The sequence below is a fragment of the Okeanomitos corallinicola TIOX110 genome, assembly GCF_038050375.1.
Lineage (GTDB): Bacteria > Cyanobacteriota > Cyanobacteriia > Cyanobacteriales > Nostocaceae > Okeanomitos > Okeanomitos corallinicola.
The window spans coordinates 231088-251199 of record NZ_CP150886.1; the positions used below are offsets into that span (position 1 = coordinate 231088).

At 38.2% G+C, this 20112-nt stretch carries 20 protein-coding genes; 11 read left to right on the forward strand and 9 right to left on the reverse strand.

What is annotated here, in order from left to right; translation table 11 throughout:
• The first annotated feature begins 64 nt into the window (after nucleotides 1–64).
• From WJM97_RS00980 to WJM97_RS00990, 3 genes are all read left to right on the forward strand, one after another.
• Nucleotides 65–706, forward strand: coding sequence for a cofactor assembly of complex C subunit B (locus WJM97_RS00980; RefSeq protein ID WP_353931214.1), 642 nt, complete (start codon nucleotides 65–67; stop codon nucleotides 704–706).
• A 196-nt stretch (nucleotides 707–902) separates the two neighbouring features.
• Complete coding sequence (locus tag WJM97_RS00985) at nucleotides 903–1421, forward strand: DUF456 family protein (protein ID WP_353931215.1); 519 nt, start codon at nucleotides 903–905, stop codon at nucleotides 1419–1421.
• Nucleotides 1422–2043: 622 nt separating this feature from the next.
• Entirely contained in the window at nucleotides 2044–2691 is a 648-nt protein-coding gene (locus WJM97_RS00990) for a PEP-CTERM sorting domain-containing protein (protein WP_353931216.1), read from the forward strand.
• Between the two features lie 216 nt (nucleotides 2692–2907).
• Here WJM97_RS00990 and nblB read toward each other — a convergent pair whose 3' ends face one another.
• Both nblB and WJM97_RS01000 read right to left on the reverse strand, forming a co-directional pair.
• Nucleotides 2908–3564 carry a phycobilisome degradation protein NblB gene (nblB, locus tag WJM97_RS00995; protein ID WP_353931217.1) on the reverse strand — a complete coding sequence of 219 codons (657 nt, stop codon included), beginning with the start codon at nucleotides 3562–3564 and terminating at the stop codon, nucleotides 2908–2910.
• A 117-nt stretch (nucleotides 3565–3681) separates the two neighbouring features.
• Nucleotides 3682–4140 (reverse strand): CBS domain-containing protein, encoded by a 459-nt coding sequence (locus WJM97_RS01000; RefSeq protein WP_353931218.1) that lies wholly within the window; start codon nucleotides 4138–4140, stop codon nucleotides 3682–3684.
• Between the two features lie 637 nt (nucleotides 4141–4777).
• Here WJM97_RS01000 and moeB point away from each other — a divergent pair.
• Together moeB and recA are read left to right on the forward strand one after the other, a co-directional pair.
• Complete coding sequence (gene moeB, locus WJM97_RS01005; RefSeq protein ID WP_353931219.1) at nucleotides 4778–5950, forward strand: molybdopterin-synthase adenylyltransferase MoeB; 1173 nt, start codon at nucleotides 4778–4780, stop codon at nucleotides 5948–5950.
• 246 nt (nucleotides 5951–6196) lie between these two features.
• Nucleotides 6197–7273 (forward strand): recombinase RecA, encoded by a 1077-nt coding sequence (gene recA, locus WJM97_RS01010; protein WP_353931220.1) that lies wholly within the window; start codon nucleotides 6197–6199, stop codon nucleotides 7271–7273.
• Between the two features lie 153 nt (nucleotides 7274–7426).
• On the opposite strand, the gene WJM97_RS01015 is transcribed toward recA, so the two are convergent.
• The 3 genes from WJM97_RS01015 to WJM97_RS01025 form a co-directional block, all read right to left on the reverse strand.
• Nucleotides 7427–7954: a hypothetical protein gene (locus WJM97_RS01015; protein ID WP_353931221.1), complete on the reverse strand. Its 528-nt coding sequence runs from the start codon at nucleotides 7952–7954 to the stop codon at nucleotides 7427–7429.
• Nucleotides 7955–8257: 303 nt separating this feature from the next.
• Entirely contained in the window at nucleotides 8258–9478 is a 1221-nt protein-coding gene (locus tag WJM97_RS01020; protein WP_353931222.1) for a HetZ-related protein, read from the reverse strand.
• A gap of 368 nt (nucleotides 9479–9846) precedes the next feature.
• Nucleotides 9847–10506 (reverse strand): L-threonylcarbamoyladenylate synthase, encoded by a 660-nt coding sequence (locus tag WJM97_RS01025; protein ID WP_353931223.1) that lies wholly within the window; start codon nucleotides 10504–10506, stop codon nucleotides 9847–9849.
• A 124-nt stretch (nucleotides 10507–10630) separates the two neighbouring features.
• Here WJM97_RS01025 and larC point away from each other — a divergent pair, with 124 nt between their 5' ends.
• On the forward strand, nucleotides 10631–11923 hold the full coding sequence (gene larC / locus WJM97_RS01030) for a nickel pincer cofactor biosynthesis protein LarC (protein ID WP_353931224.1): 1293 nt from the start codon (nucleotides 10631–10633) through the stop codon (nucleotides 11921–11923).
• A gap of 113 nt (nucleotides 11924–12036) precedes the next feature.
• Here larC and WJM97_RS01035 read toward each other — a convergent pair whose 3' ends face one another.
• Nucleotides 12037–12453: a hypothetical protein gene (locus WJM97_RS01035; protein WP_353931225.1), complete on the reverse strand. Its 417-nt coding sequence runs from the start codon at nucleotides 12451–12453 to the stop codon at nucleotides 12037–12039.
• Between the two features lie 165 nt (nucleotides 12454–12618).
• On the opposite strand from WJM97_RS01035, the gene WJM97_RS01040 reads away from it, so the two are divergent.
• Entirely contained in the window at nucleotides 12619–13551 is a 933-nt protein-coding gene (locus WJM97_RS01040) for a lysylphosphatidylglycerol synthase domain-containing protein (RefSeq protein ID WP_353931226.1), read from the forward strand.
• Between the two features lie 113 nt (nucleotides 13552–13664).
• Nucleotides 13665–14135: a cytochrome b/b6 domain-containing protein gene (locus WJM97_RS01045; protein WP_353931227.1), complete on the forward strand. Its 471-nt coding sequence runs from the start codon at nucleotides 13665–13667 to the stop codon at nucleotides 14133–14135.
• 13 nt (nucleotides 14136–14148) lie between these two features.
• Here the strand turns inward: WJM97_RS01045 and WJM97_RS01050 are convergent, their stop codons facing one another.
• Nucleotides 14149–14442 (reverse strand): hypothetical protein, encoded by a 294-nt coding sequence (locus WJM97_RS01050; RefSeq protein ID WP_353931228.1) that lies wholly within the window; start codon nucleotides 14440–14442, stop codon nucleotides 14149–14151.
• Between the two features lie 140 nt (nucleotides 14443–14582).
• Nucleotides 14583–15410: a SirB1 family protein gene (locus WJM97_RS01055; RefSeq protein WP_353931229.1), complete on the reverse strand. Its 828-nt coding sequence runs from the start codon at nucleotides 15408–15410 to the stop codon at nucleotides 14583–14585.
• A 344-nt stretch (nucleotides 15411–15754) separates the two neighbouring features.
• Between WJM97_RS01055 and WJM97_RS01060 the strand changes: the two genes are divergently transcribed.
• Nucleotides 15755–16399: a PEP-CTERM sorting domain-containing protein gene (locus WJM97_RS01060; RefSeq protein WP_353931230.1), complete on the forward strand. Its 645-nt coding sequence runs from the start codon at nucleotides 15755–15757 to the stop codon at nucleotides 16397–16399.
• A gap of 226 nt (nucleotides 16400–16625) precedes the next feature.
• On the opposite strand, the gene WJM97_RS01065 is transcribed toward WJM97_RS01060, so the two are convergent.
• Nucleotides 16626–17582 carry a hypothetical protein gene (locus tag WJM97_RS01065; RefSeq protein ID WP_353931231.1) on the reverse strand — a complete coding sequence of 319 codons (957 nt, stop codon included), beginning with the start codon at nucleotides 17580–17582 and terminating at the stop codon, nucleotides 16626–16628.
• Between the two features lie 248 nt (nucleotides 17583–17830).
• Between WJM97_RS01065 and atpD the strand changes: the two genes are divergently transcribed.
• Nucleotides 17831–19279: a F0F1 ATP synthase subunit beta gene (gene atpD / locus WJM97_RS01070; protein WP_353931232.1), complete on the forward strand. Its 1449-nt coding sequence runs from the start codon at nucleotides 17831–17833 to the stop codon at nucleotides 19277–19279.
• A gap of 209 nt (nucleotides 19280–19488) precedes the next feature.
• Nucleotides 19489–19902, forward strand: a complete 414-nt coding sequence (gene atpC, locus WJM97_RS01075) for an ATP synthase F1 subunit epsilon (RefSeq protein WP_353931233.1) — start codon at nucleotides 19489–19491, stop codon at nucleotides 19900–19902.
• The last annotated feature ends 210 nt before the right edge of the window (nucleotides 19903–20112 follow it).

A 20112-nucleotide genomic window follows, 5' to 3' on the forward strand; every position in this document is an offset into this window, starting at 1 on the left:
AGGTGACAGGTGACAGGTGACAGTAAGAAGGCAAGAGGCAAAAGTTTATTCTTACCAATGACCAATGACAAAATCTGATCCTAATCGAGTTTTACGGCGTTTACCTCTAGTTGTTGGGGGTTTAGGGGCTGTGCTGTTGTTTGTAAATCGGGTGTTAACACCGGAATTGACAAACTCCCAAGCACGGGGTGATGTGTTGGGAGTGATTTTAAGTGCAGTGTTAATTTTAACTGGTTTAATTTGGCAGCAAGTACAACCTAAAACCCCGGAAACAGTAGAACTTATGGGAGAAGAAGGTTTTGTTTTAGATCCAGATTTACCAGAAACCGTGAAAATAGAATTAGCTTGGGCATCTCGTTTATTGTTAACAAATACTGTAACGCGATCGCTTGTAGTTTATTACGAAGGTAAAGTTCTGTTACGTCGCGGTATTCTGGCTTCTAAATCGGAAGTAGTACCAGGTGCGATATTAAAAAGAGTTTTGGAAACACAAAAACCAGTTTATTTAGTAGCATTAAAAGTTTATCCCGGCAGAATTGAATTTGATTATTTACCCGAAAATACCCAAGGTGTAATTTGTCAACCTCTTGGTAAAGAAGGGGTATTAATTTTAGGAGCAAATGCTCCCCGTAGTTATACAAAACAAGATGAAAATTGGATTGCGGGTATAGCTGATAAATTATCTGTAACACTTCGTAATGGGTAAATCCAGTACCCCTCCCCGCAAGCTAGGAGGGGTGTTATTGATGTCGGTTTAATAAACTATAATATATATAAGCTATTGTATATCTAATTTGGATAAGGTTTGAGCATTGCTGAAGATAAGAAGAAGATAAGAATATTATATGCCTGTTCAGAAACTATAGAAATCAGACACAAAAATACCTTTCACTACGAAAATTATGCAAATTATTTATTGGTTATTAGTAGCTGTAATGCTATTGGGTGTAATTGGTTCTGTAGTTCCCGCTATTCCCGGTAGTAGCTTAATATTAGGGGCTATCATCATCTGGGGAATTATCAGTAGTTCCTTTGCTGCTATTAAAATACCCTTAATTGTCACAGTAATTGTTTTACTCCTAAGTATAGGTGTGGATTTCCTGGCTGGTTACATAGGAGCAAAAAAAGCCGGTGCAAGTAAATGGGGACAAATTGGGGCGTTTGTCGGGTTATTTCTGGGATTTTTCGGATTATTACCTACCTTACCTTTCGGTGGACCACTATTAGGAGTTTTACTAGGCCCCTTGTTAGGAGCAATTATTGGTGAGTATATTTATCAACGAGACTTAGGTAAAGCTGTCAAAGCTGGAATAGGTATCACCGTAGGAACATTGATAGGCAATTTACTTCAGGGTATTCTCGCTGTAAGTGCGGTAGTAGTTTTTATATGGACTACATGGACGCAGGTCTATGGTGGGTAGTATTTTTACGTAAAATCCAGCATTTTTATATTTTTTCTTCATAAAAACTTCATATAACTAAGAATTTATTCTAGAAGTTAAAAAAAATATAAGTGATAATTCACGAAACCTTTGCTGTACAATCTTTTTGCTTAATGTTGAACATACTGAATTAGTATAAATACGTGAATTATTTTAACCACTATAATTTATAGCAATGGACAAGGCGGTTAGGACATTAAGCAGAACTAAAACTTAGACACCGAAAAACTTCTAGCTCTGTCACCTGCCATAACTCTATTCCAGTCAAATCGGCACTTTTCAGATTTCCTGATGTCATCAAGAGAATACAACTCTCGATAAAGATTATATCAAGATGCCTGTGTGTATATTGCCAACCACTGACTGACTATGTAATTATTGAAATGTAAGGAACACACAAGGAACTCAAGCAAACGGCTACATTAGCCTACCGTGTTAACACAGCAATCATAGTTTAGTTTCTAAACTAAAACACAAAAAGACTTTCACTCAGTTAAGACCGTTTATTTTTTCAATTGCTACACAACTTTATAGGTTTGCTGTTCTACACGAGTTACACAATCATTTTTTCACAAATTTTTAATCGGAGCTAAGAACTATAATGTTTAACTTCAAATCACAACTATTAGGAATCGCTGCTGTATTACCAGTTGCTGCTGCTGGTTTATTAGGTTCTGCTGGTTCTGCTCAAGCTGCTGCACTTATAGGTGACTTTGCTCTTTCGGGTAATGGTAATGCTACTTTGTCTTTAGATTCACTTACCTTCAACAACCCAACAACTTTTGACATAATAGACGATGGTACTGTTGATTCTTTCACAGGCTTTACATTAGGCGATATAGGAAACATCATTAGTTTTAGTGGCAATAGTGCAGATAATCCTTGGTTAGATTTAGGAATTGATGCTGGTAGTATTGCAGATGGCTTGAACACCTTTGAACTAACTGCTGCTGACTACGTAACTTCGCAAAATAATGCTTTTGTTGATATCCAAATAACAGCACATGGTATCTTCAAGAGTGCAACAGGAGAACTTTCCAAAGGACAAGCGTTTTTAACTTTACAGAAGTTTGGTAACAAAGCTACTTTAGATGCACAATTAGCTAGTGGTGGATCTATTACAGGTTTGACATATTCTGGTGTTAGCTTTGCTGCAACTGCTGTTCCCGAACCTACCACAATGTTAGGTTTAGGTCTAGTAGCTGCTGGTATGACCGTAGCTCGTCGTCGTAAAGTTGTAAAAGCATAATTTTAACAACTGCTTTTAATATCAAAATCTGAATATTCGACCTGGTGGGAATGCGAGTTTACCAACCAGGTCAACTTTTTTTATTTGTAGCTATTCAATTTTTCACAACCATAATTTATAAGCTTGTTCTCATTCTTGAAATCGCAATGAATCTCCCGACTTCTAACATCAATTCAGAATTGATAGAGATGATAAAAAAAGTCGGGGATCTAATATCTATTCCAATGCTCTTTTCGCTTCTTTAGCTACTGCTTCCACCTCATCATTAACCAAAGTTTCTAAAACAGATTTAGCTTCCGCACCACCTAAATTACCTAAAGCTTGAGCTACTCGATAACGAACTTGCCAATCTGGGTTAGTTGCATAGGGTGTTAACAGGGGAACAGCTGCTAAATTTCCCAACTCACCTAGAGAACTAATAGCAGCAGTTTGCACTAAACCATTATCAGAACTTAGTGCTTCTTTGAGTAACTCAAACCCCCGTGGATCTCCCAATGCTCCCAAAGTAGCAATAATACTGAATTGTACAAGCCATTCCCCACTTCTACGGTAAAGTTGCTCTAAGTCTGCAAAAGCCGTGTGTAATTTCAGCGCCCCTAAACAGTCTGCTGCTGCTGCTTGCACATCCGCTTCGGGATCATTAAGTAGTTCCCGTAAAACCTGCAAGGATAAATCTAAATCCTGTCCTCCCAGGGTGTCCATTTGACTGACAGCAGAATAACGGACACGGGAATTTTTATCATTAATAGCGATTTGTATTAATTCAAACGCAGTTTTTGGTTCTAGTTCCCGAATTTGATTAACTGCACGGAGGCGATCGCCTAAATTCTCAGAACTCAGTAATTCTTTCACAGATTCAGCAGATACACTCATGTAATAGTCCTTTGTTATTATCAGTTGTTAGTCAGTTTGTAGAGGTTTAGCAATGCTAAACCCCTACCGTTCGTATTAGTTGGTAATTGATAACTTCTCCCCATCTCCTCAACTTCCCTACTCAGCAGCCATTGCACGAATAATATCACCACGAGTCAGAATACCAATTACTTTACCTGTATTGTCAAGCACTGGGAGACGATGAACTTTATGTTCTTGGATCATTTTTGCAGCTTCCTTAACGGATTTATCAGGGGTAATAGTCAGAGGATTTTTACTCATCACTTCCCCTACAGTTTGCCCTAATGCTTTATGTAAATCCCGGTCATAAGTTGCAGGATTTTGTAAGTAAATTACACTATCCAAAATCATAATATAAGCAGGGGGAGTAACTCCTGTTTCTTGCCACATTAAGTCTGTTTCTGAGATAATACCTACCAATTTACCCGCATCATTAATTACAGGTAAACCACTAATCCTTTTTTCTGCCAAAATCTGGATCGCTTCTTTTAAAGGAGTTTTAGGATTAACTAGGATAGGATCGCTACTCATTACTTCAGCAACTGTTTTAAGCATTTTTTTACTTACACCTTTTATAAAAGTCTTTTTAATTATTGTAAGAAATTATTCCCAATAAATAAATTATTTTTAATAGATTGTTACTTGATATTATTCAATATTGACAGATAAAATATAGAGCAGGTTTTAGCTTTCAGCGTTGAGGTGTAAGTTGAGGTGTAAATATTTGTGATGAATATTTGTAGATCATTTACTAGCAAAATACTTTATTGATTAGGTCAGGTTAAAATAAAAAAGTCTAAATATTATTTTTATAATAAAATAAATAAAGCAAAATCTTAGTTGATTCTCAAGTAAATAAAACCAAAATTTTTTATGGGTAGCTGCATAGAATCATCAAATCTACTGATTCATCCGTGTGAACTTCCTAAACAAAGAACCTCCGTAGATTTAGTTCAGAGAGTGTCAAAATTTCTATCTCAATCATCCCACCACCACACCTTGAGAGTAAAATAAAATGTATGCTTGGCCATAATACTCTTATGTGATAACATTCCTGCAAAATGGAAAAGCTAGTGAACCGTACAGTTGGAGTCTTGCGAAAAATCAGAAATTGCCATCAGAAACAATTGGACGTATAAATATATCAACTTTAAGTTAATATTAATACTCTGAGATTCTGCATCTGACTATTATGCTAAATCCCAATCTGGATCAAATCCAGTTGACGAAAGACGACTATGAACGTTACTCCCGCCACTTAATCTTGCCAGAAGTGGGACTAGAGGGACAAAAACGCCTCAAAGCTGCCAGCGTATTGTGTATCGGTACAGGTGGACTAGGTTCACCCCTACTGTTATATCTAGCAGCAGCAGGTATAGGCCGCATTGGTATTGTTGATTTTGACGTAGTTGATACTTCCAACTTACAACGTCAAGTTATTCACGGTACATCCTGGGTAGGTAAACCCAAAATCGAATCAGCTAAAAACCGCATTCACGAAATTAACCCCCATTGTCAGGTTGATTTATACGAAACTCGTCTGAGTGCTGAAAACGCCTTAGATATAATTCGTCCCTATGATGTAGTGGTGGATGGAACAGACAACTTCCCCACAAGGTACTTAGTTAATGATGCTTGCGTACTATTAGACAAACCCAACGTATACGGTTCAATCTTCCGATTTGAAGGACAAGCAACGGTATTTAACTACGAAGGTGGTCCCAACTATCGTGATTTGTATCCCGAACCACCACCACCAGGAATGGTACCTTCCTGTGCAGAAGGTGGTGTCCTGGGGATTTTACCGGGAATTATCGGTGTGATCCAAGCAACAGAAACAGTCAAAATTATTATTGGCCAAGGCACAACCCTGAGCGGACGCTTAATGCTCTACAATGCCTTAGACATGAAATTCCGGGAATTAAAACTGCGTCCTAATCCCGTTCGTCCAGTCATTGAAAAACTCATAGACTACGAAGAATTCTGTGGTATCCCCCAAGCTAAAGCAGCGGAAGCGAAGCAGCAAATGGAAATAGCAGAAATGACAGTCAAGGAATTAAAAGCATTACTAGATAGTGGTGCAAAGGATTTTGTATTGTTGGATGTCCGCAACCCTCACGAATATGAAATTGCCAAAATTCCTGGTTCTGTGTTAGTACCTTTACCAGAGATTGAAGATGGTGATGGTGTCACCAAGGTAAAAGAACTACTCAACGGACACCGTTTAATTGCACATTGTAAAATGGGCGGACGTTCTGCCAAAGCTCTCGCTATCCTCAAAGAAGCGGGTATTACTGGAACTAACGTCAAAGGTGGAATTAATGCTTGGAGTCAGGAAATAGATTCTTCTGTGCCACAGTATTAAATAGTAGGGAGCAGGGAACAGGGAACAGAGAACAGGGAACAGGAATAAAGATAAATAAAGATAAATAAATATTCTGAATCCTGAATCCTGACTACTATCTGTAACCTATCACCTGTCACCTGTCACCTACTACCAAAACTTTTTTCCCAAATCTTACCAATTGCAGATTTTCCGGTTAAAATAGTATATCTGTTCTAGTAAAATTCCCAGCGCAAACTTCCTTAAATCCTATATTTAGAGACTCTAATGGCAGCCAACACAGCAGATACTGGTAAGCAAAAAGCACTTAGTATGGTACTCAACCAGATTGAGCGCAGCTTTGGTAAAGGAGCGATAATGCGTTTGGGTGATGCCACCCGGATGCGTGTAGAGACAATTTCCACAGGGGCGCTAACATTGGATTTAGCCTTGGGTGGTGGTTTACCCAAAGGAAGAGTAATAGAAATATACGGTCCCGAAAGTTCTGGTAAAACTACAGTAGCGCTTCATGCGATCGCAGAAGTACAAAGAAATGGTGGTATAGCTGCCTTTGTTGACGCAGAACACGCCTTAGACCCAACCTATGCAGGAGCTTTAGGTGTAGATATTGAAAATTTACTTGTTTCCCAACCGGATACAGGCGAAGCAGGGTTAGAAATTGTTGATCAGCTAGTACGTTCTGCCGCAGTTGATATTGTCGTCGTTGACTCCGTAGCTGCCCTAGTACCCCGCGCCGAAATTGAAGGTGATATGGGTGATATTCACGTGGGTTTACAAGCCAGATTGATGAGCCAAGCATTACGTAAAATTACAGGTAATATTGGTAAATCAGGTTGCACAGTTATTTTTATTAACCAATTGCGGCAAAAAATTGGTGTTACTTACGGTAGTCCAGAAACCACAACTGGTGGTAACGCCTTGAAATTTTATGCTTCCGTGCGTTTGGATATTCGTAGAATTCAAACTTTGAAAAAAGGTTCAGATGAATTTGGTAATCGAGTTAAAGTGAAAGTTGCCAAAAATAAAGTTGCACCACCTTTTAGAATTGCCGAATTTGACATCATTTTTGGTAAAGGTGTTTCTACATTAGGTTGCTTAGTTGACTTAGCAGAAGAAACAGGTATCCTGCTCAGAAAAGGGGCTTGGTATAGCTATAACGGTGACAACATTTCCCAAGGTAGAGATAACGCCATTAAATATTTAGAAGAAAACTCAGAATTTACCGATAAAATTCAAGCGCAAGTGTTGGAAAAGCTAGATAAAGGGGCTGTAGTTTCTGCTAACTCTGTCAAACAAACAAACGAAGATAATGAAGAGGAAGAAGAAGAATTAGAAGAAGATTAAATTCATTCTCAACATCTATCTTATTATCTAGTTGATCTTTCCTAATCTCTGACTGGGAATGCTATATGGAGGTTGTACCTCTATATTTATATTCATTCCCATACAGAGTGTGAGAGCAAGGATAATATATTCTGACTTCTTGATTTCTTACATCTAAAATTCCACCGTTTCAAACTCAAAAGTAGCTATTAAACGATCATCAACGTAAACCTCAATTTTATGTTGACCAAGGGGATCTCCAGGAGCTATCTGCCAGTAATTTTCAATCACACCATTAGTAGTTGTTTGGGTACGTTTGGTAATAGCTGTTTTACCATTCCCAGATAGAGAGAAATTATCTTTTTGTTCTGGTGTAGCCCAAGTTTCTGGTGCTTTTGGTAAAGTTAATACTTCTCTCCATTTAACCGTACCTTGATAATTATTTAATTCAATTTTCCAGCCATAAGCATCACCTTTTTTTAAAGGCACTTTGACAGTGGGAAAAAAATTAGCTTTCCCTTGAGAGTCAACTATTCTGACACCAAATTCAGCCTTACCAACAGTAAAATTTTTAGTTTTAAGAGGTTGAGAAATTGCTGGTTTTGCTGCTAAAACTGCAACATCCTCAGCTAAACTTGTAGCTAAAAAGCCAAATATTAACCAAAAAGAAGTGAGAAAAAACCTGACAGATGAAATATTCATTATCAGTTAATGCCTAATCTATTTTTATCATAGTTTATTAATTCTATGCTGGGTTGAAAAATAAAAAAGGTTTAAGACTTACGAAAATTTGACAAAATCCTAAAAGTTAATAGTAGTTAATTTTGACAGTAGAAAATTTCTTAAAAATAAAATATTTATGATCAAACTGTAAACTTTCAAGGGAGATAAACTTTCTCTAAATCTCCCGTTATTTTGGGAGAAATAGAGTAGATTGCTGTTGTGTAAGAAAATGTATGTAAGGTGGCTAGGTATGCAAATAAATTTAAAAATTGCACCTTAAATTTAGCTGGTTTTAACTTCAACATTGCCGTTGCGGATAGCCCATGCTAATTCAAGCATTTGAGTCCAGCGTTTTTGTAGCTGTTTAGGTGTACATTGTACAGCCTTAGCGATCGCCTGATCATTTTCCATCGCCGTTTTTAAATTAAAGATTTGTTGTTGTTGTTCAGTTAATTGATTCCAGAACACATCCCACTGCTGAGAAGATAAACCTAATTTATGTTCTAAACCAGCACCCAACCATTGATGTACCAATTGCCAATGATGCTGTTTAGCAAACTTCTCAACATGATACTTAAAACGTTGTTGTAAATAATCCCGTTGACGACTGGTTAAACCTAAAATTTGGTCAATTTCTGGTGCAGAAAGGTCTTGCAATTTTAAAGACAAATAATTCATACAATCAGCTTGACCTTGAGACTCAAGATATTTCATCAACTCCGTAATTACGCGATCGCGTTCCGACTCCTCCGAGGGGTCAAAATTCGATTTAGCCACCATTTGTGACCTAATTTGCTGTACCGCTAAATTGCGTTGATAAGACTCCGCTTCTTCGGTCTTAGCAGAATCAACCGCCATTTCAATATCAACAGTAGTTTCCTGGGGTTGACGACGAGCAAAACCTTGAGCGCGTAACACAATCAACTGTTGATTTGCACCACCAGGTAAATTAATCCGACGTTTAGCATACTGCTCAGTAAAAGCCATATACTCAGCCAGTTGTAATTGAGTCCGTGGAGTGTAATCTTCCGGTAACTCATTTTCTCGCCGAAAAGCCTTAATTGCTTCGATATAAAAAGCTTGGAGAAAATCCTCAATCAGATTATAACGAGCTTCAAAACCCAACTCAGAACCGGCAATCGTCACATGACGATAAACAATAGCACCTAAACTACTGTGTAATTCTACCCGTCCTTGTCGTGAACCCAATTGATAGTAACGCAAGCATTTTTGTAAACGGTGTCTTGCTAAAGTAATCTGCCAAGACCTGACTTCTCCTGAAGTCTGGATACGAGAACTTTTATCACAGATCCTTTTGACTTCTTTAGTTATGCGCTGCGCTACAGATTGCACACACTTATTTGGAGCCTTCATTTGAGCTTGCATTTCCTGACAAAGCAGTTGCATTAAAGTATCAGAACTTTGATCTGATGAACTTTCATGTGAAACATCACTATCAAAAGCAGCTGTAGAATTTGGCAGATTGATAAAGTTAGCTTTCATGACTTTTCCTGGAATTGGTATTGCACCTTAACTAAAATGCAGAAACAGTTTTTAATGCCATTAATCAGGGAAAAGTCTTGCTGATTTAGATCCATCAAGATTTGCCGCAAATACGATAGGCATATAAAACTGTAGAAAATTTCTGAAGTTAAGGGCTTGTCAAGTGTGTCGCTTGTTTGATCAATAGTTAGATCAAAATTGAGATAACGGTTTGGAGAAGGTACTAAAATTAGTCCAAATCCTAAAAACAGCAAGATTTGCTGCCATCTCTTTTCCCGTGATCCCAGCATTTTTTTGTATGACAATTTCAAAATTGAAGTGTGTTTATCAAAATGTACGAAACAGAGGTTTATATCAGAAAAACTGTATTATACCCATGCGGCGGCTGCTTCCCAACCTAAACCCCTCCGTGTAATGATTGGCTCTTCATCTGTTAAGTCTAAAATGGTAGACACTTGAGGAGTAGGCTCTTCACCTGTGTCTATAATAATGTCCACCAAATTATCCAAACGGTCAAATAGCTCTACCCTTGACAAAATAGATTGTGAATCCATTTCTTCCATTTCATCGTCTAGGTCATAGGCTGGTAAATGGGCTGAAGTCGAGATAATCGGATTACCCAAAGCTGCCAGTAATGCCAAACATACCGCATGATCTGGCACTCTGATTCCTGTGGTTTTGCGCTTGGGATTTTGTACCAGTCGCGGTACTAACTTAGTAGCGGGGAGCAAAAAAGTGTAGGGACCTGGTATTAAACGCTTCATAATCCGATAAGCTGTATCACTTACGAAGGCATAAGTAGACACATTAGAAAGAGAGGGACATAAAAACGTTAGTGGTTTATCATTCGCTAACTGCTTAATTTTCCTGACTCTTTCTACTGCCGACTTAGCATTTAAGTCGCAACCAATAGCATAGACTGTATCAGTAGGGTAGAGCATGATAGCGCCACTAGAAAGCGCCAACTTTATATCCTCTATACGTCGGTTTTGTGGGTTATCAGGATGAATTTCAAAAATTTTGGCCATGATCTAACTGGAGACAGGTGACAAGGGATTAGTGATAGGTCATTGGTGATTGGTGATAGGTTAAATAATGTGAATAGTATTTCCAACTACCCATTACCCATTACCCATTACCAATAAATAATTTATGAGTAAAATTGCTTATTTTCAATGTCCTACCGGAATATCAGGTGATATGTGTCTTGGGACTTTGGTAAGTCTGGGTGTTCCCTTAGAGTATCTGGTAGAGAAACTCAATGGTTTGGGAATTGAACAGGAATATCAATTACGAGTAGAACTTGTCCAAAAACAAACTCAGCAAGCCACTAAAATTCACGTTGATTTACTACACCATCACCACCATCACCATGGCCGTCACCTTCCAGAAATTGAGGAGATGATTCTCAAAGCCAATTTACCATCACAAGCAACTGCCTGGAGTATAGCGGTTTTCCGCCAGTTGGCAGTGGCAGAAGGGGCTGTACATGGCATTGAACCGGAAAAAGTTCATTTTCATGAAGTAGGTGCTGTAGACGCAATTGTGGATATTGTGGGGACTTGTTTGGGTTTAGATTGGCTAGGTATAAATACGAATAAAGAAGGTTTACCTTTAATATACTGTTCACCATTTCCTACTGGTGGGGGAACTGTTCGCGCTGCCCATGGGCAAATGCCTGTACCAGTTCCTGCTGTACTCAAGTTATGGGAAATGCGGAGTTGTCCAGTTTATAGCAATGGCATTGATCGGGAACTGGTCACACCGACTGGGGCAGCGATCGCCACTACTTTAGTTCGCAGTTTTGGTTCACCACCACCCATGACTCTCAAACGAGTAGGACTAGGAGCAGGTTCTCTTGACTTACCCATTCCCAATATACTACGGCTCTGGATTGGTGAAAGTTCTATTCATCACAGTCATGTCAGCACTACAGCTACCAATGTTCTTCACCATCATCACCAAAATTTACACCATTTAGAAACCATTTCTGTCTTAGAAACCCAAATTGATGATTTAAACCCCCAAGCTATCGGTTATGTTTTTGATACTTTATTGGCTGCTGGTGCGGTGGATGTTTTTACTCAAGCTATAGGGATGAAAAAATCACGACCGGGAATTTTATTAACTGTAATTTGCTATCCAGAAGATTTATCTAGTTGTGAGGAAATTTTATTCCGTGAAACTACAACTTTGGGTGTTCGTCGCACCACTCAACAACGCAGTATTTTACAACGAGAAATTCAACAATTGGAAACCCCCTATGGTCAAGTAGGGATTAAGGTTGCATGGCAAGGAAATGATACAGAAAAATTTATTACCAACGTACAGCCAGAATATGAAGATTGTGCAGCATTGGCGCGAAAAAATAATATCCCTTGGCGGGAAATTCACCGTTTAGCTCTACAGAGTTGGTACAATCTTAATTTACAATATCAACCATAAAATCGGAGTGTGTATATGATTTTTGTGTTAAGTATTTAGCAATTTTTAATTATTTTAGAAAAACAGGGATCAGAATCAAAAAATACTGAAACCTGTTTTTAATAGTTTTAAATTTAATCCGCTTTTCTTAAAGTCTTGTTTATTGCTTTTCCAGCATCTTCTGCTTGGCGTTGAATATTTTTACCAATATCTTCTGTTCCCTGTTCTACTGTTTTCTTTAGGTCTTGGCTTGTACTTTTGATATTTTGCTGAAGATTTTCTACACTTTCTTTTGTTCCTTGGGTGACATCTTCTTTTAACTGTTCTGCTGAACTTCCCATGTCTTTACCCCAATCTTGTAACTTTTCACCCAAGTTTTTGCTTTCAGAATAATTGTTAACTACTTTGGGCATTTCGGCATTTTTGGGTGCTTCTTTAGCTACGCTAGAGCCATCACAGGCTTGAATTGACAACATAAATGTAGCTGCCAAAAAGACAATTATAATTTTTGCTAGTTGCAAACTTTGAAACCAATTAATTACTTTTTTCATGTTTTTCTCCTACACGACTCCTATCAAGTGTAATATTCTTTATATAAATCTACCTCTACCGTGGGTGACATTTTCTCTTTCTTGGTAATTTAGTTTTTCTACCCAGAGATAGATATAATTTAATATAATCATTTGGGTAATTTTCATCTTCATATCTGACTAAAAATGAAAAAAATTTTACGCTGGTTTATTCTCGGAGGAACTCTATTTTTTGTAGGTACAGCCTTAAAGGATAATTGGTTAGAAGTAAGTTCTATTCGTATTGATGCCGCAGGATGGTCAGTTTTAGCAGTTGCTACAGGTGTAACCTTATTGGCTCACATTTGGGCTGGCTGGATGTGGACATGGATTTTAAAAGAATTAAATCAGTCTGTATCACCTGGGGAATTTATTCAGGTTTATCTGAAAACAAATGTCGCTAAATATTTACCTGGTAATGTTTGGCATTATTATGGGCGAATTTTAGCAGCTAAAAATGCTAATGTTGATCCTGGTGCTGCGACTTTAAGTGTTTTACTAGAACCCTTACTGATGGCTGCTGCGGCTTTAATTATGGTGATTTTATTTGCTGGTCAATTAGCGTTTAACAATACTAATATCTGGATAAGTTTTATAAAATTTATTAGTTTATTTCTCTTACTTGCTGCTGTACATCCTTTGGTTCTAAATCCTATAATTAAATTTTTAACCAAATTTAAAAATAACAGGTTAAATAATCAAAATTCCCAATCTGAGAATCAGTCTATAATTGTTTTAAATATTGCACGCTACCCTTTACTTCCTTTGTTGGGGGAATTAATTTTTCTGCTGTTACGCGGAACTGGGTTTATACTAACAATGTTTGCTTTACACTCGTTTAGCTGGAGTCAGATACCTTTATTACTGGGTGCTTTTAGTTTTGCTTGGGTACTAGGGTTAGTTATACCAGGCGCTCCTGGTGGTTTGGGGGTATTTGAAGCTACGGCAATCGCTATTTTACAACATCGTTTTCCTGCTGCTTTGGTAATTAGCTCAATCACGCTTTATCGTCTCATTAGCATTTTTGCTGAAATTTCTGGTGCTGGTCTAGCTTCCCTGGATGAACGTCTTTTTAGTTAATGTTTATGAATACACACTCTAAACCTAGAAAAAATTCCGCCTTTAAACATCTAATGTCTATCCATTGGTGGATGTCAATTGGTTATTTAATACTGTTTTTCACTGGAACATTAATGTCCAGGTTAGAGGATGGGGTTTTTATGCGTCCTTCTCTTTACGATTTTCATAAATCCATTGGTGCTTTAACAATGGCCATTCTCACTTGGCGAATTTTAGTATTATTGCGGGTTTGGTGGCGCAAATATACAAAAAGATTTCCCAAATTTACCCGCGAATGGATAAAAACTGTCACCCTTCATACCAGTTTATATATCTTTATGTGGGTTGTTCCTGTGACTGGTTTCTTACTTTCCAATTCCTATAAAAGTAATAATGTCAAAGTTTTTGGAATTCTTTTACCTGATATGTTCCCCGAAAATTCAGACATGGTGGAAATTGGTAGAAATTTACATTTTTGGTTAGCATACACATTTTTGGCTTTTACTATTTTACATACGATCCAACAAAAAAAAGTGGTGCGATCGCTCTGGCGCAGATTTACCAAAGCTATCACACCCAAAAATAATTTATCTAGTAACCAATGAATCACCTAGTTCATCATTTGTCGTGGTCTTGTTGATGATTATTTGTGTTATTGTCTACTTCCAATAACCGAGACATAAATACATCCGGTTTTCTACTCATCACCGATATCACTTTATCAATGCCAATAACTTCATTGATATTAACTACCATTTCCCATAAAGTATCTTCTTCTGTCTCTTTGTTGTGAGTTTTATGTTTAAACCACAATAAATCATCTGCAACCTTCATAATCCTAGCAAAGTACCATTTGTCCCGTATTAGCAACCATATTTCCTTCTCTACGTAGTTTTGCAGAATAGATTTCATAATATGTGAGATAAAAAAAACTTATGAATTACATAATACTCACATATCAAAAGACATAGCAACTGTAATTATAATTATCTTCGGGAATTAAATATTACCTACACCCAATTAAAAATTCTGGATATTCCCAAAATTAGCAACTAATCATTATTGTCACCTAACTTACCAAGTAATTGCTGAATTACATGAGCATCCTCAGCATCAGGAACTTTACTGAGATAACCTTGTAAATCTTCCACAGCTTGGGTAAAATGACCAAGTTGATAATACAGTAAACCTCGATCCCTGATTTCTAAACTCACACCAGGAAACAACAATAAAATTCGCTCTACCACAGATAGAGTTTTTTCTAAATCCTGCTTTTGTAAATAAATATATTTTAAATTAGTCAGCATCCTAGCTAAAAAATGCTTGTTACTGACAACTGCTAAAAATTCAGGTTGTAAAGTTACCTCTTGTTGATAAATTTGTGATAACCTTTCCTGACAGTCTTGAGGAAACATCACCTCACCACCATTGAAAGCATCCACAAAAATTTCTATATCTGCAATATCTGGACGAATTAAAAAATGTCCTGGCATTCCTATTCCCACCATCGGGAAATCAATCCGTTTTCCTACCTCCATATAAACTAAAGCTAACGTAATCGGAATCCCAGTTCTGCGTTCTATAACATCATTGAAAAAACTGTTACGCGGATCATAATAATCGCCTTTATTGCCGGTAAAACCCAATTCGTCGTATAAATACTGGTTAATACTTTGAATTATCCGCAGAGGATAACGGGAAGATGGTAAACGTTCTTCTAATTCTGTCGCCATTGTATCAAGGGCATTTAAGTATTCTTCCGGATCAATATCTGGATATTCTTCTTGGGAAATATATAAAGCAGCTTTAGCCAAGTTGATAGACTCGTCAGGTTGTTGAATCTCTTGGTAAAAATATTGACGTGCTGACGAGAAGTTCATAAGCAATAGGGATGAGGCGACATATTACTATTTTAAGGTAATTGCGGGCGTTTGGAGCAGAAAACACCAACAATCAATAGCTTTTTCATAGCGTTGATTAAATCAATATTTATACTAGCTTCACGATAACTTTAAACATAAATATTGGTTAGATATGCTGACTGATGAGTATACAAGCCTTGTCAAGTAAGTATTTCAACGCTACCGCCCCGGAAAGTAGTAGCTTTTCTTTCAGTAAATGTTCTGTGAAGTTGGTAAAAACTGCTTTACAGGCATAAGAAGCCAGTATTACTATCAGTGGCATTGAAGGCAAGAAAAAACTCGTTTTTCAGGGAAATAAGATTATGACTACAGTGAATGTATTGAAAAAATTATCAATGGCTGCCGCAGGTGCAGCGGTAGTTACTCTGGGTGCAGTAGGAAACGCTCAAGCTGCTAGTATTAATCGTTCTGATTTTAATGCTGATGCAGTTAATTTTGATTTTGAAAGCTCTGCACCAAACAGCACAGTTGCTACTGATGGTAATGTAACCGTAACAAATGGTAGAATACTTTCTGTTGGTTCGATTGGTTCAGTCAGTGGAAATACCTATTATGATGGGGCAGACGCATCGGTAATCCGTTTTGATTTTCTTAATCCAGTATCTGCTTTTGGTCTTGATTTTTTAGCCAATAATGCTGACATTACTCTTAGCATCTTTGACAACGCCAATAATTTAATTGAAAACCTTACTCTAGACTGGACAACATTGCCTCGTGCTGGTGGTTTTCCAAATGGTTTCATTGGTTTAAATGCAGGGAGTAATTCAATTGCTTATGCTACCATTGACACACCTCTTAATGGGAATGAATTATACGTTGATAACCTTGTTTATCAATATGCTACTGCTACTGCCGTTCCCGAACCTGCTTCCCTGATTGGTATCTTAGGTTTAGGTGCTTTTGGCGTTACCTCTCTTCGCAAACGCAAAACCGCAGTTAAAGCATAAATTAATTTATCACTAAATATAATTCAATCCCTGCCTTGTCAAATCTAGACATGGCATTTTTATTTTTAATACCACAGACTTCCAATTTCTTCTATTTAATAATGTTAAAATGACACTCATTACAAAAACGCTCCCGTTCCCTGAGCGAAGTGGAAGGGAAAAGTATGTAGGGATTTAGCACTACTAAACCCTTACCTGATCGTTATTCATTTTTATTCTGCCAAATTCACACAAATCTAGCCAATAACTCCTCACGAGATAATTGTAAAAGCAAAGGAGTAAATTCTTCTCTATTCATAGCAATGAGAGGATTGATAATTGTTGCTAACTGTGAATCAATTGCACCAAACCGCACTTGTAAAATACTTTCAATCATAGCCCGTCGTTCTCTTTCTACACCTTCTCGTTGTCCTTCTTGTCGTCCTTCTTGTCGTCCTTCTTGTCGTCCTTCTTGAAGTCCTTGTTTTTTAAGTTCTTCTAATTGTTGTTGATACATTTCTGATAGTTTCATAATTAACTCCTGATCATCTTGATCAATATCTTGTTCTTGACGCTGACGAGCCGATAATACAGCAATTAGGTTATGTACTAATTCTATAATATCCCCAAGAAATGGACTATTATTTGCTAGTGCTTCTAATTGTTCCACTGCTTGTCTTTGTACTTTTCCTTTTCCTAATATCCGCAGAAACAGCGTTTCGGGTGTACTGGGTAGTTGATGAATTGCCACAACTACGGTTTTTAATCCTTTTGGCAAAAAATAGATGCCTTTCCCCCATATATCTTCATTTACAATACCATTAAAGCTCTCTAGTATTTCTACTGATGCTGTAGGCGTAAAAATCCACAGATAAGGCAATTCAGCTTCATTGATTCGCGTATCATTGCGTTTAGCTTGCCTTTCTAGTTCTGCATGAATGTCAAACAGTTTACCCATACAACTGCGAATTTCACTCTTGCTGACAGGGTTACGGAATGGTTCAAATATGGCATAACTTGTAGCCATTTTCCCTATTATTCCCAGGGTTTCTAGACTTTTTGTTGGTTGGGGTGAAGGAATAAATAATACGTCAACTTGTCTGACTTCTGCGGTGATATCTTTGCTGGTTTCTACTTGCCCATAAGGTGTTAATAGTTCCGTTAGATATTGTTTGGCGAATTGATCATGTATAAACCGAGTCATTAGATTTTAATCCCTGCTTTCATCCTGTTCATCCTTTAATCTTGAGTATCCTGTTCGCGCAGCGTGGCGTATGACTCCTACGTCGTCACGCAAGCTATAGCCACTTCTGACAATTTTGGATCAAGTCTTAATAATGAATTTAAGGCAAAGAAGGGGTCGTTCAGTGCTAACCTTAGAGATGATATTGCTTGATCTTCTGGTCTTTAACGACCGATACTGAAAACTAGCTTCATTACATTAGGCGCAGCATGGTCACCACCGCAGAAAAAACAAACATAGGTTACATTACCCAAATTATTGGTCCGGTTGTAGACGTTAAATTCCCTGGCGGTAAATTACCCCAAATCTACAATGCTTTGACCATCAATGGTACTAACGAAGCTGGGCAAGAAATCAGCCTCACCGTTGAAGTACAGCAACTTTTAGGCGATAACCAAGTTAGAGCCGTAGCTATGAGTACCACTGACGGTTTAACCCGTGGTCTGGAAGTTGTTGATACTGGCGCTCCTATCAGCGTACCCGTAGGTAAAGCTACTCTAGGTCGTATTTTCAACGTTTTAGGCGAACCCGTAGACAACCGAGGCCCTGTAAACGCTGAATCTACTCTCCCCATTCACCGTGATGCTCCCAAACTCACAGAATTGGAAACCAAACCTTCTGTATTTGAAACCGGGATTAAAGTTGTTGACTTGTTAACTCCCTACCGTCGTGGTGGAAAAATTGGTCTATTTGGCGGTGCTGGTGTTGGTAAAACCGTGATCATGATGGAATTGATCAACAACATCGCTACTCAACACGGTGGTGTGTCTGTATTTGCTGGTGTAGGTGAACGCACCCGTGAAGGTAATGACCTCTACAACGAAATGATGGAATCTGGGGTAATCAACAAAGATAACCTCAATGAATCTAAAATTGCTCTAGTTTATGGTCAAATGAATGAACCACCCGGTGCGAGAATGCGGGTTGGTTTGTCTGGTTTGACCATGGCTGAATACTTCCGTGATGTAAACAAGCAAGACGTACTTTTGTTTGTTGACAATATTTTCCGCTTTGTACAAGCTGGTTCTGAAGTATCTGCGCTCTTGGGTCGGATGCCTTCTGCTGTAGGATATCAGCCTACTCTCGGTACTGACGTAGGTGCTTTACAAGAACGGATTACCTCTACAACTGAAGGTTCTATTACTTCTATTCAAGCTGTATATGTACCTGCGGATGACTTAACTGACCCCGCACCTGCTACTACCTTTGCTCACTTAGACGGTACAACAGTATTGTCTCGTGGTTTGGCATCTAAAGGTATCTATCCTGCGGTTGATCCTCTGGGTTCTACTTCGACAATGTTGCAACCCAACATCGTTGGTAAGGAACACTACGATACTGCTCGTGCTGTTCAATCAACCTTACAACGTTACAAAGAATTACAAGATATTATTGCTATTCTCGGTTTAGATGAATTGTCTGAAGACGACCGTCTGACCGTAGCACGCGCTCGTAAAATCGAACGTTTCTTATCTCAACCCTTCTTCGTAGCTGAAGTATTTACCGGTTCTCCTGGTAAGTATGTGAAATTGGAAGACACCATCAAAGGTTTCCAAAGAATTCTAGCTGGCGAATTGGATGATCTGCCAGAGCAAGCTTTCTACTTGGTAGGCGATATCAACGAAGCGATCGCTAAAGCTGAAAAGCTCAAAGGCTAATAGAAGGGAACAGGGAATAGGGAACAGGTAATGGAGACCAGGTAACAGAAAACAGTTCATACTGTCACCTGTCACCCCTTCGGGGTTCGCCACTTGTTTATGTCGGGAAACCCGTCCACCACAGTGGCTCACCTGTCACCTTTCACCTCAAGTCTGTCACCTGTCACCTGTCAACTGTCACCTAATTACTAAGTAGAAATTAAAGAATTATGACTCTGACCGTTCGTGTAATTGCCCCAGATAAAACTGTCTGGGATGCTTCAGCTGATGAGGTAGTTCTACCAAGCACTACTGGTCAGTTGGGCGTATTAACTGGACACGCACCTATGTTAACAGCATTAGATACAGGCGTAATGCGTGTTCGTGCTGATAAAAATTCTAACTGGCAAGCGATCGCTCTTTTAGGTGGTTTTGCTGAAGTTGACGAAGATGAAGTTACCATTCTTGTTAATGGTGCTGAACGTGGTGATGCTATTGATTTAGAAGCAGCCCGCAAAGCTTACAACGAAGCACAAACCAAATTAAACCAAACTTCCTCAGAAGATCGTCAAGCACAAATTCAGGCTAATCAAGCCTTTAAACGCGCCCGCGCTCGCTTTCAAGCAGCCGGCGGTTCGGTGTAATTTATACCGTAAAATTAAAATTTATAAGGGTGGGTAATTAAGCCTACCCTTATTTATTTGTAGATATTAGCTATTTAGAAAATAAACAATCAGTAATTGTTCCTTTAATCCCACCAAAAAATTAACCAAAATCTCGCAAATCATCAATTGACCATCTGCATTTATCTGCGTTCAATTCTGAACCCCAACCATAAAAAAAGAGTTATGAAT

Excerpts from the sequence above, each read along its gene's own strand:
- nblB (WP_353931217.1), bottom strand. The coding sequence starts at position 3,564 with ATGAGTGTATCTGCTGAATCTGTGAAAGAATTACTGAGTTCTGAGAAT.
- WJM97_RS01015 (WP_353931221.1), bottom strand. The coding sequence starts at position 7,954 with ATGAATATTTCATCTGTCAGGTTTTTTCTCACTTCTTTTTGGTTAATA.
- WJM97_RS00980 (WP_353931214.1), top strand. The coding sequence starts at position 65 with ATGACAAAATCTGATCCTAATCGAGTTTTACGGCGTTTACCTCTAGTT.
- WJM97_RS00990 (WP_353931216.1), top strand. The coding sequence starts at position 2,044 with ATGTTTAACTTCAAATCACAACTATTAGGAATCGCTGCTGTATTACCA.
- WJM97_RS01065 (WP_353931231.1), bottom strand. The coding sequence starts at position 17,582 with ATGACTCGGTTTATACATGATCAATTCGCCAAACAATATCTAACGGAA.
- WJM97_RS01040 (WP_353931226.1), top strand. The coding sequence starts at position 12,619 with ATGAAAAAAATTTTACGCTGGTTTATTCTCGGAGGAACTCTATTTTTT.
- larC (WP_353931224.1), top strand. The coding sequence starts at position 10,631 with ATGAGTAAAATTGCTTATTTTCAATGTCCTACCGGAATATCAGGTGAT.
- WJM97_RS01020 (WP_353931222.1), bottom strand. The coding sequence starts at position 9,478 with ATGAAAGCTAACTTTATCAATCTGCCAAATTCTACAGCTGCTTTTGAT.
- WJM97_RS00985 (WP_353931215.1), top strand. The coding sequence starts at position 903 with ATGCAAATTATTTATTGGTTATTAGTAGCTGTAATGCTATTGGGTGTA.
- recA (WP_353931220.1), top strand. The coding sequence starts at position 6,197 with ATGGCAGCCAACACAGCAGATACTGGTAAGCAAAAAGCACTTAGTATG.
- moeB (WP_353931219.1), top strand. The coding sequence starts at position 4,778 with ATGCTAAATCCCAATCTGGATCAAATCCAGTTGACGAAAGACGACTAT.
- WJM97_RS01035 (WP_353931225.1), bottom strand. The coding sequence starts at position 12,453 with ATGAAAAAAGTAATTAATTGGTTTCAAAGTTTGCAACTAGCAAAAATT.
- WJM97_RS01060 (WP_353931230.1), top strand. The coding sequence starts at position 15,755 with ATGACTACAGTGAATGTATTGAAAAAATTATCAATGGCTGCCGCAGGT.
- WJM97_RS01045 (WP_353931227.1), top strand. The coding sequence starts at position 13,665 with ATGTCCAGGTTAGAGGATGGGGTTTTTATGCGTCCTTCTCTTTACGAT.
- WJM97_RS01025 (WP_353931223.1), bottom strand. The coding sequence starts at position 10,506 with ATGGCCAAAATTTTTGAAATTCATCCTGATAACCCACAAAACCGACGT.
- atpC (WP_353931233.1), top strand. The coding sequence starts at position 19,489 with ATGACTCTGACCGTTCGTGTAATTGCCCCAGATAAAACTGTCTGGGAT.
- WJM97_RS01055 (WP_353931229.1), bottom strand. The coding sequence starts at position 15,410 with ATGAACTTCTCGTCAGCACGTCAATATTTTTACCAAGAGATTCAACAA.
- atpD (WP_353931232.1), top strand. The coding sequence starts at position 17,831 with ATGGTCACCACCGCAGAAAAAACAAACATAGGTTACATTACCCAAATT.
- WJM97_RS01050 (WP_353931228.1), bottom strand. The coding sequence starts at position 14,442 with ATGAAATCTATTCTGCAAAACTACGTAGAGAAGGAAATATGGTTGCTA.
- WJM97_RS01000 (WP_353931218.1), bottom strand. The coding sequence starts at position 4,140 with ATGCTTAAAACAGTTGCTGAAGTAATGAGTAGCGATCCTATCCTAGTT.